Source organism: Burkholderia sp. BCC1993, from assembly GCF_905339865.1.
Lineage (GTDB): Bacteria > Pseudomonadota > Gammaproteobacteria > Burkholderiales > Burkholderiaceae > Burkholderia.
Map to the genome: position 1 here is coordinate 1 of NZ_CAJPGZ010000038.1, position 8961 is coordinate 8961.

General features: G+C 62.0%; 14 protein-coding genes and 2 pseudogenes. 10 read left to right on the forward strand and 6 right to left on the reverse strand.

Translation table 11 applies throughout. The annotated features are described in order from the left end of the window. Together U4Y91_RS36230 and U4Y91_RS36235 are read right to left on the reverse strand one after the other, a co-directional pair. Nucleotides 1–279: ATP-binding cassette domain-containing protein (locus U4Y91_RS36230; RefSeq protein ID WP_321809077.1), on the reverse strand; the 279-nt coding region annotated here is incomplete at its 3' end. Nucleotides 280–800: 521 nt separating this feature from the next. Further along, complete coding sequence (locus U4Y91_RS36235) at nt 801–1193, reverse strand: hypothetical protein (RefSeq protein ID WP_321809078.1); 393 nt, start codon at nt 1191–1193, stop codon at nt 801–803. Between the two features lie 223 nt (nt 1194–1416). Here U4Y91_RS36235 and U4Y91_RS36240 point away from each other — a divergent pair, with 223 nt between their 5' ends. Continuing rightward, nucleotides 1417–1554 carry a hypothetical protein gene (locus U4Y91_RS36240; protein WP_321809079.1) on the forward strand — a complete coding sequence of 46 codons (138 nt, stop codon included), beginning with the start codon at nt 1417–1419 and terminating at the stop codon, nt 1552–1554. A gap of 176 nt (nt 1555–1730) precedes the next feature. Here the strand turns inward: U4Y91_RS36240 and U4Y91_RS36245 are convergent, their stop codons facing one another. Beyond that, on the reverse strand, nt 1731–2024 hold the full coding sequence (locus U4Y91_RS36245; protein WP_321809080.1) for a glycine zipper domain-containing protein: 294 nt from the start codon (nt 2022–2024) through the stop codon (nt 1731–1733). 235 nt (nt 2025–2259) lie between these two features. On the opposite strand from U4Y91_RS36245, the gene U4Y91_RS36250 reads away from it, so the two are divergent. From U4Y91_RS36250 to U4Y91_RS36260, 3 genes are read left to right on the forward strand one after another with little or no spacing between them, the layout of a single operon-like run. After that, nucleotides 2260–2445 (forward strand): PAS domain-containing protein, encoded by a 186-nt coding sequence (locus U4Y91_RS36250; RefSeq protein ID WP_321809081.1) that lies wholly within the window; start codon nt 2260–2262, stop codon nt 2443–2445. Nucleotides 2446–2499: 54 nt separating this feature from the next. Next, nucleotides 2500–2748: a hypothetical protein gene (locus U4Y91_RS36255; protein WP_321809082.1), complete on the forward strand. Its 249-nt coding sequence runs from the start codon at nt 2500–2502 to the stop codon at nt 2746–2748. Between the two features lie 49 nt (nt 2749–2797). Further along, on the forward strand, nt 2798–3031 hold the full coding sequence (locus U4Y91_RS36260; protein WP_321809083.1) for an EAL domain-containing protein: 234 nt from the start codon (nt 2798–2800) through the stop codon (nt 3029–3031). Nucleotides 3032–3217: 186 nt separating this feature from the next. On the opposite strand, the gene U4Y91_RS36265 is transcribed toward U4Y91_RS36260, so the two are convergent. After that, a complete protein-coding gene (locus U4Y91_RS36265) occupies nt 3218–3883 on the reverse strand; it encodes a YitT family protein (RefSeq protein WP_321809084.1) in 666 nt (221 codons plus the stop codon). Nucleotides 3884–4184: 301 nt separating this feature from the next. On the opposite strand from U4Y91_RS36265, the pseudogene U4Y91_RS36270 reads away from it, so the two are divergent. Then, nucleotides 4185–4520 (forward strand): annotated as a pseudogene (locus U4Y91_RS36270) (DDE-type integrase/transposase/recombinase); the annotation flags it as partial. A 246-nt stretch (nt 4521–4766) separates the two neighbouring features. On the opposite strand, the pseudogene U4Y91_RS36275 reads toward U4Y91_RS36270, so the two are convergent. Next, nucleotides 4767–4940 (reverse strand): annotated as a pseudogene (locus tag U4Y91_RS36275) (helix-turn-helix domain-containing protein); the annotation flags it as partial. 143 nt (nt 4941–5083) lie between these two features. On the opposite strand from U4Y91_RS36275, the gene U4Y91_RS36280 reads away from it, so the two are divergent. The 3 genes from U4Y91_RS36280 (at nt 5084) to U4Y91_RS36290 (ending at nt 6997) form a co-directional block, all read left to right on the forward strand. Beyond that, nucleotides 5084–5794, forward strand: coding sequence for a PadR family transcriptional regulator (locus U4Y91_RS36280; protein WP_321809085.1), 711 nt, complete (start codon nt 5084–5086; stop codon nt 5792–5794). Between the two features lie 37 nt (nt 5795–5831). Continuing rightward, nucleotides 5832–6653: a siderophore-interacting protein gene (locus U4Y91_RS36285; protein ID WP_321809086.1), complete on the forward strand. Its 822-nt coding sequence runs from the start codon at nt 5832–5834 to the stop codon at nt 6651–6653. Between the two features lie 119 nt (nt 6654–6772). After that, the gene (locus tag U4Y91_RS36290) at nt 6773–6997 is read left to right on the forward strand and encodes a hypothetical protein (protein ID WP_044846506.1); all 225 of its coding nucleotides are present in this window, start codon (nt 6773–6775) and stop codon (nt 6995–6997) included. Between the two features lie 39 nt (nt 6998–7036). On the opposite strand, the gene U4Y91_RS36295 is transcribed toward U4Y91_RS36290, so the two are convergent. Next, complete coding sequence (locus tag U4Y91_RS36295) at nt 7037–7618, reverse strand: undecaprenyl-diphosphatase (RefSeq protein WP_321809087.1); 582 nt, start codon at nt 7616–7618, stop codon at nt 7037–7039. A 451-nt stretch (nt 7619–8069) separates the two neighbouring features. Here U4Y91_RS36295 and U4Y91_RS36300 point away from each other — a divergent pair, with 451 nt between their 5' ends. Beyond that, on the forward strand, nt 8070–8810 hold the full coding sequence (locus U4Y91_RS36300) for an acetoacetate decarboxylase (protein ID WP_044846508.1): 741 nt from the start codon (nt 8070–8072) through the stop codon (nt 8808–8810). A gap of 52 nt (nt 8811–8862) precedes the next feature. Beyond that, on the forward strand, nt 8863–8961 hold a 99-nt coding region (locus U4Y91_RS36305; protein WP_175927246.1), incomplete at its 3' end, for an SDR family NAD(P)-dependent oxidoreductase.

An 8961-nucleotide genomic window follows, 5' to 3' on the forward strand; every position in this document is an offset into this window, starting at 1 on the left:
GACGTCGAGCCCGTCGATCAGCACCTTGCCGGCGCTCGGATCGACCAGCCGGTTCACGAGGCGGATCAGCGTGGATTTGCCGGAGCCCGACAGGCCCATCAGCACGAATATTTCGCCTTCCTGCACGTCGAACGAAACGTTGTGCACACCGACGACCTGACCGGTACGCTTGAGCACATCGTCTTTCGTTGCGCCGGCGGCGAGCATGTCGAGCGCCTGCTGCGGGTTGCTTCCAAATACCTTGCACAGACCTTCGACTACGACCTTGGGGGCATCCATCGAGAACCTCTCCTCATTTAGCTGAATTTCATGTGTCGCAATCCGTTATCTAGATATTTGCTGAACAAAAACAATGACCTAGTCATGTATTGCGACCAACGCTTGCGCTATTGCGACAAAGCATTCGCCAAACGACGAATTGGCGCTGAGGTGGAGAGAATCAGCGACTTCCGCGATGAACCCGTTGTCGGCCGCATCGAGCGACACGTCTGTGACACCGTATTTCTCGATGTCGGTTGCGTTACCGAATCCAGGACAAGCCGGCCATACTTCCGGTGGGTGCCTTCGCGAGGCCTTTGGCGGTGCCCAGATACGCGTCAAACTCGCCAAGGAATTCGGCTGCGCGCGCGGAGCCATCCTTGCCGCGCGCGCACTTCAGATTGCGCCATGATCTTCTCCTTGCCGACACGCCGCCCGCCTGGTACACGCGACTATTCGATCGAGATCGGCACTTGCCGGTGACGAATGTTCTCGAAGCCGGGGGCGCGAAACCGCTTGTGCCGACGCCCATGTCAGCGTGTTCACACCGGTATCGGAGACGGGCGTCCCTGCTCGACGACACATCGCACGCGCTCCCAGGCATCGGCATAGCGATGCGCAGGGGCGATCAATAATTGCATGTCGTGGAACGTCACCATTTGCTCGATTGCTACCCGCTCATCGGCCAAGAGCGTCCATGGCTGCCCTTGCTCGACGCGTTGCATGCAGTGCTCCAGCGCCTCTTCGGCACGCTTGTATAAGCCTCGATCGACATCGTCGACCTCGATATCGCGCAAGAAGAATGCGATGTAGATGGTACCGAGCAATGTCATGAACTGATCACCGTTTCCGTGACCTGAGCTCATCGCCGCAAGCGCAAGGTGAAATCTCAGCGATAAGCGTCGCACGTCCACCGAAGGCAGCGGAAGCAGCATGGATTTCGTGAGTGGCCGTCGGTCGCGTCGAGAAGGGTGACTCATGTTGGATCTGTCGAGAATTGGCTGATTCTGGCGTGTGCCATCGATACGGCGGAACGACTCGAAGCCGCCCCGTTGTCGTGGTCTGCGTGGGCGGCCTGTCGCCGGCTAGTCACCTGCGGTTCGGACCAGCAGCTGAAGAACGCGGCATCACACGCGGCATCACAAATGAGAACGACGGATGAAGGAAGAATGGAACTATACGAGCGATGTGCTGCAGCTTGTGCAGCCGCCGACGCTCAACATGGCTGCGTACGAGCGGACGAATCCCGTCGCTGTTGGCCGGCCAGCGAAGGTCGCTGCCGAGGTAGCGTTTTGAAGCGCCTTCCGCGAGCAATGACAATCTGCCATCCTGAGGAATGGCCCTTGCCATATAAGAGTACTCGCGTCGGGGAACCTGCGCCGGAGGCGCAATTGCCCAGCACTATTGGTAAATAGGTCAGCGTTCCGAAAGAGGTCCAACTCAACGCGCCAGCCGGGCCGGCGCGCTTGCGCTCATCGCCGACCGATCAGCAACCCGATCAACACCCCCACGCCGAGCGCAGTTGCCGCCGTTGTCCAGGGGCGATCGTGCACGTACTCGTTCGCGACACGAGCGGTCTTTTTTCCCTTCTCGACGACAATCACCTGCGCTTCGGCCGCCCTCTTCTTGACATGCTTGAGTCGATCGCGAAGCGCCTCGCGCACGCTTTCGTCATCGAAAGCGTCGACGCCTTCATGATCCGCATCGTTCGCTTCCCGCTCCATTGCAACATGCATATTTGCCGACGTCGTCATCACGATCTCCATTTGATTCATTGCATCCTGATTTTATTTCGAGCGCACATGCCCGCCTTGTCGCCTCGGAGTCCTCCCGCACAATCCGGGATCGGCGTTCGGATATGCGTGTACGCCCGCCCATTTGGCGTTCCTCCGGATCCGAAATCGCTATTTGTCGCCAACGCACAGTGATTGGAAATCCGTACGGACAACGTACCCAACCGAATTTCCGGCGGCAAGAGATATGCACATTTCGACTAACCCGATGACGCCTGCCATCCCGGTCGACCAGCACGGGTGGCTCGCTCATGTCAGCAATACCTGGCTCGAAACGCTCGGCTATCACCACGACGAAGTGATTGGCAGCCCGTGGGTGTATTTCCTGACTCCAGCGTCGCGAGTCTACGCGGACGACATCGTGATACCGCACCTGTTCCGCCACGACCGCTAAGAATCAATCGAGTGCGAGGTCGTTTGTGAGGATGGCTCGTTAATCGACGTGCTGTTGTCCGTCGTTGTCCAGCACGACCTGCGCGACGCATCGCTGTTCACACTGAACATCATGCAGAACGTCACGGAGCGAAAGCGCGTGCAGTCGCAACTCGCAGAACAATACGAGCGATTGCGGGCCACACTGCATTCGATCGGCGACGCCGTGATCACTGCGGCGATCACGAATCTCGGCAATTCAATGGCGTTCTTCGACTCGACGAAAGGCTGCGGGATTCGCTTCGCGCTCGACGATTTTTGGTAGCGGAGCCTCGTCGTTCGGCCGCCTGAAGACTCTGCTGGTCGATTACCTGTTGATCGATGGGCGGTTCATTCGAAACCTGGTTTCCGATCCGGTCGACCACGCGACCGTGCGCTGCATCCAGACAATTGCCCACGGCAACGGCAAGCGGACCGTGGCCGAATTCGTCGAGACAGAGCGCGTCGAGCGGCTATTGCTCGAGATCGGCATTGACTACACGCAGGGATTTCTCGGGCATCGTCCGGCCACACTCGACGAGATGCTCGGGTTTTCGGTGTCCGACTGACTGACCACGGCATCGGTTAGCCGTGCCTCGTCCCGGCCGCCAATCCAGAATCGATCGTGAGCCGTCCTGATGGGTTCGATTTAATCCGCGATCGCCATCGATCAATCTTCGTCGTTCACCAATCCCGCCCTACGACCACCGCCCTTGTCCGACTCCGTGCTGCGCGGCCGTGCAATCCGCCTGGAATTACTGCGTGATACCTGTATAACGTCCCGGGCGGTGCCATGCCACGATCATTCCGCTCACTGCCACGGCACTGAGCGCCGACCAACCAACACGGCCGGCCGGTATCGTCAACATAGACACCAGCAGAATGGTGGCGTCAATGCACATCTGCGTAATGCCGGCGTTGATGCCGCGCTCACGTTGCAGCCACAGGGTAACGATACCGGTTCCGCCGACACCGACACCGTGCCGAGCAAGCGCGAGAATGCCCATGCCGCACAACGTACCGCCGGTAAATGCTGCAAAAGGCGGACTGACGAACGCAATGGTCAGGGTTCCTGGCATCGCCATCAAGGCAAGTGTGATTCCGCAACTCGCGACCGTCGATTTGATCGCGAAGCGCGCCCCCATCACAAAGTAGGCGAAGACGAAAAATGGGATATTCACGAGCGTGAATATCAGGCCGACCGGCAGCGGAAAGATATACGCTGCAAGCAGCGCAATGCCCGCAATTCCGCCCGTGACAAGCCCGGCGGCCTTCAGTAGCACCAGCCCGGTTACGACGAATACCATGCCGACGATCATCGCGTAGAGATCCTCGAACAAGGAATGAGGCGTCCCGGTTCTTTCCTGGGGCGTGGAAAAGCCCAATGCCGAGGCAGATTCAGATTTCATGATGTCAAACATTCACGTCTGATGGCGATTCGATCCCTCCCGGTTCGAACGCGCCGCTTGCTTCAAGTGCGTGCCGCCGTCTCGGATCGGCTCGCCGCGAATTTCTGACCGAGGATACTTCCGCATAAAAATCCGGGCAACAGCTCGGGCACCGCTGCCAGGTCGTCATCACGCGGTCAATGTCGGGTGACCCGAGACGTTTCTTGCAGCCATTTGGCAAGCGAGTTCTCTTTTGTCTGAGCGGTACCGGCTTTCAGTGCCAGCAGCAATGTTAGTCTTTGGAGCAACCCCCTGAAACACCGGACACAGTCACATGCGCGTACACAGCTTGCTGGTCGAGCGCAGGCCCATGCCGCCGCACCCACAGCGTCGGCATGACGGCAAGGTCGCGGTGGCGAAGAGCAATCAACGCTGGTGTTCTGACGGGTTCGAGTTTCGTTGCGACAACGGCGAACCGCTGCGCGTGACGTTTGCGTTGGACTGCTGCGACCGCGAAGCGATGAGCTGGGCGGCGACGACCGGCGGCCACAGCGGGAACATCGTGCGTGACGTGATGCTCGCGGCCGTCGAACATCGCTTTGGCGACGCCCTGAAGGCGCCAGCGGAAATCGAATGGCTTACGGATAACGGCTCGGGCTACATTGCCGAGAAGATCCTCGGGGACCATCCAGTCGAAGCGACGCAATTGATGAATTGCTGAGAACCGCCGAGTCAACTGCGGATTGGCCTTCAAGACCTCAGCGCTGTTCGGCAGACCCGCTACGACCAACCTGTCCAGTTCGCACCAAAGCTCGCTACAAAGGCGAAAGATGGCTGCTGACGCGGTTTGAGGAATAGAAAAGTTTCGCCTGGACAGGTGCAGCGCCTCGCGCAGGCCCGAGTCTTCGTCGACCGATAGTCGCAGGTGTGCCGACACTCGTTCTACAAATTCGATCGAGGGCGGCCCTTTGGTTCCGAGCTCGATCGCCGAGACATAGCTTTGCTCGAAGCCTATCGCCTCCGCGAGATCCGTCTGACGAATACCGTAGCGGAGCCGGAGTGCGCGCAATTGTTCGGAAAAGGGGCTCACCTGGTTAACTCGCGGAAGACGTTCTAAGAACCGAGACAACCTACACCCCCTCCCATCAACATCCGCCCCCAAATAATCCGCCTTGACACCCTATCTTTCGATATATATCTTTAGATATGTTTTACGACATATAGGACACGATCATGCGACACAACTCCTCCCGCGGCCATGCCCGATGCGACGGTCATGGTGCGCATGCAGGCCCTGACTGGTACACCAGCGTCTGGCAACTGATCGGCCGCCATCGGCGCGGCCACGATCCGTTCGGCGGCGGCCCGTTCGGTGGCCGTGGCGGACGCGGCGGCTTTGGTGATTTCGGCGACGACGGCATGCCGCGCGGCCGCCAATTCAGCTCCGATGATCTCCAGCTGCTGCTGCTCGCGCTGGTCGCCGAGCAACCGAGCCACGGTTACGAACTGATCAAGGCGCTCGATACGCGCTCGAACGGCTTCTACAGCCCGAGCCCCGGCATGGTGTATCCGGCGCTCACGTATCTCGACGAAGTCGGCTTCGTCGCATCGCAGGCGGAAGGCAACCGCAAGCGCTATGCGCTGACCGACGCCGGCCGCACGCATCTCGACGCACAGCGCGAGCGCGTCGACACCTTGTTCGCGCGCCTCACGCACCTGGCACGCAAGATGGAATTCATGCGTCGCGCGTTCGCCGGCGAAGCGGCGGGCAGCGAGGCACAGGACGACACGCAGCCCGGCTGGCTGCCGGAGTTCGTCGAGGCCCGCCTCGCACTGAAGCGGGCGCTGCTCCACAAGAGCGCGGCCGATGCCGACGAACAGCGACGCATCGCGGCGATCATGCGCCGTGCGACGGCCGAAATCGAAGGCGGCAGCGGCGCGTGATCCGCGCCACCCGTCCAAACCATAGGAGAACGGATTGATGCAGAACCCCTCCGAACGCGCCGTCACCCGCGTGCGCCATACCCTCAAGTTCCGCCTGCTGCAGGTCGTGCGCGTGCACGCTGTGACGCCGCATCTGCTACGCGTCACCCTCGGCGGCCCCGACCTCGCGGATTTCGAATCGTCGTCGTTCGACGATCACGTGAAGGTGTTCTTCCCGCCGCCCGGCGCCGAACGGCCCGCGATGCCGACGCTCGGCGCGAACGGCCCCGAGTTTCCCGAAGGCGAACCGAAGCCGGTCGCGCGCGATTTCACGCCACGCCGCTTCGACCGCGCCGCCTGCGAACTCGATCTGGAATTCGTGCTGAACCATCCGGGCCCCGCATCGCAGTGGGCGGCACAGGCACACGTCGGCCAATGGCTCGGCATCGGCGGCCCGCGCGGATCGTTCGTGGTCCCGATCGATTTCGACTGGCACCTGCTGATCGGCGACGATACGGCGCTGCCTGCAGTCGCGCGGCGTCTCGAGCAATTGCCGGCCGGCGCGCGCACGGCGGTCGTGCTGGAAGTCGCGGATCGCACCGCGCAGATCGCGTTCGATACGCGTGCCGACGTGCATGAAATCTGGCGCTTTCGCGCCGAAGCCGACGCCGCGGACGGCGACCTGCTGCTGAATGCGGTGCGCGAGCTGCCGCTGCCGTCCTCCGGCGACGGTTACGTGTGGGCGGCAGGCGAAGCGCAGTCGATGCGCGCGGTGCGTCAGCACCTGACCGGCGAGCGCGGCGTCGACAAGTCGCGCATCCGCGCGGCGGCCTACTGGAAGCGCGGCGCGACGGCCGTGCACGAAACGCTGGAAGACTGACGCGAACGGGCGCCCGCGCACGGGCGGGCTTGGCATCGGCGGGGCGGCTGGTATATATCTATGTCTGCGACGCCGCTGTCGGGCGACAGCCGCCGCAGCCCGCCCAGGAGCGCCCGGTCATGACAAGAGAAAGCCACGCTTCGCCTTTCCTTCGCAACCTGAAGATCGCCGGCTATTGCAGCCTGGCGGTCGTCGTGCTCGCGCTGTTCGTCGCGATGTGCGCGATCCTGAAGGAAAGCGCGCTCGACCGTGACGCCGCACGGCATCCGGGCGAGACACCCGAATTGCATGAAGCGGGCGGCGGCCCGTCCGCGTCGGCGGAAGCGGCCAAGACGCCCGGTTGACGGCGTCCGGCCTGCACTTCTCCCGCGTAGTTTTCCCGCTCAGGGCGTGCGCTCGCGCCCCATCACCACCGCGTGCACGACGTCGCCGATCCGTTCGAGCAGCTCGACCACGCGTTGTCCGTACAGGTGCGCGGCCAGCGCGCCGGCCGTGCCGACCAGCACGCCGCCGGCCATGTCGAACGGCCAGTGCACGCCCGCATACACACGCCCCCATGCAATCGCGACGGCCATCGCGGCCATCACGACGCCGGTCAGCCGCGTGCTGCCGGCGAGCATCATGCCGACCGCGAGACTCCAGGCGAACGTCATGTGGTCGCTTGGAAACGAGCTGTCCGGCGCATGCGGAATCAGTTGCGCGCCGATTCCGGCCATGAACGGCCGCGGCGAAAACCAGAAATGCCCGATCACCTGCGCCAGCGCCAGCGCCACACACGTGCCGACGCCGGCTTCGATCGCCTGGCGGCGCGTCGGGCGTTCGCCGAAGATCCAGGTCAGCAGCAGCATCGCGGGCAGCGCATAGACGAGCCAGTCGGCGGCGAAGATCGCGAGGCGGGCAACGCCGGGGTGCGGCGCAGCGCCGGCATTGATGGCGGAAAACAGGGTGAGATTGAGGTTCTGCATGAATCCGGTTGCGTGGGATGTCGTGACGGGACCGGGGGTGCCGGTCGGATGCGAACGATGCTAGTGCTCACTCGCTTAAGCAATGCTTAATGCGCCGGGCAACCGGTGACCAGGACCGGGGCCGGGGCCCGCGCGCGAACGCACTTAGAGCCTGCACTGCAACACAAGTTCACACAATTGTCACATTCACGCGCAACCGTTTCCCGTAAAAGCTCACCGACCATCCCGTAAAGGCTCACCTTTTTCACATCGTGACGTCACCGACGCGTGCGAGTATCGGACGCCGCGCGCCATGCCGTTTGCACCGTTCGTCTCAATATTTGCGTCGCAAATCATTCGAAATCGGCAACAATTAATTCCATATGCGGCATCGCACAACGGCAACGCACAGGCATAGGATTACGAGCTTACGAGCACTCATCCACGAAGCGATCAACAACAAGGAGTCCGCATGAAACCCAGCGATGTCAGATCGAAAGCGTTTGCGATGCCGTTGACCAGCCCGGCCTTTCCGATGGGCCCGTACCGTTTCGTCGATCGTGAGTTTCTGATCATCACGTATCGCACCGATCCAGACCGTCTGCGTGAAATCGTGCCCGAGCCGTTGCAGGTCAAAGAGCCGCTCGTCCATTACGAATTCATTCGCATGGCCGATTCGACGGGCTTCGGCGACTACACGGAAAGCGGCCAGGTGATCCCCGTCGAGTACAACGGCCAGGCCGGCGGCTACACGCTCGCGATGTATCTCGACGATCACCCGCCGATCGCCGGCGGCCGCGAGCTGTGGGGTTTCCCGAAAAAACTCGCGTCGCCCACGCTGCACGTGAACACCGACCACCTCCTGGGCACGCTCGACTACGGCAAGGTGCGCGTCGCGACCGGCACGATGGGCTACAAGCACAAGGAACTCGACATCGACGAGCAGACGAAGCGCCTCGCCGGCCCGAACTTCCTGCTGAAGATCATCCCGCACGTCGACGGCACCGCACGCGTGTGCGAACTGGTGCGCTACTACATGCAGGACATCAGGATGAAGGGCGCGTGGACGGGCCCCGCGTCGCTCGAACTGGCACCGCACGCGCTCGCGCCGGTGGCCGACCTGCCGGTGCTGGAGATCGTCGAAGCGCGCCACCTCGTCGCGGATTTGACACTCGGCCTCGGCGAAGTCGTCTACGATTACCTGGCTCAGTAACACGTCCGCAGTCCTTTCTCCCTGTCAATCCTTTCACCACGGGAAATTCCAAATGAGCAACCTGAATGGCAAGACCGCAGTCGTCACGGGCGCCGCAAGCGGCATCGGCAAGGAAATCGCGCTGGAGCTCGCGAAAGCGGGCGCGGCCGTC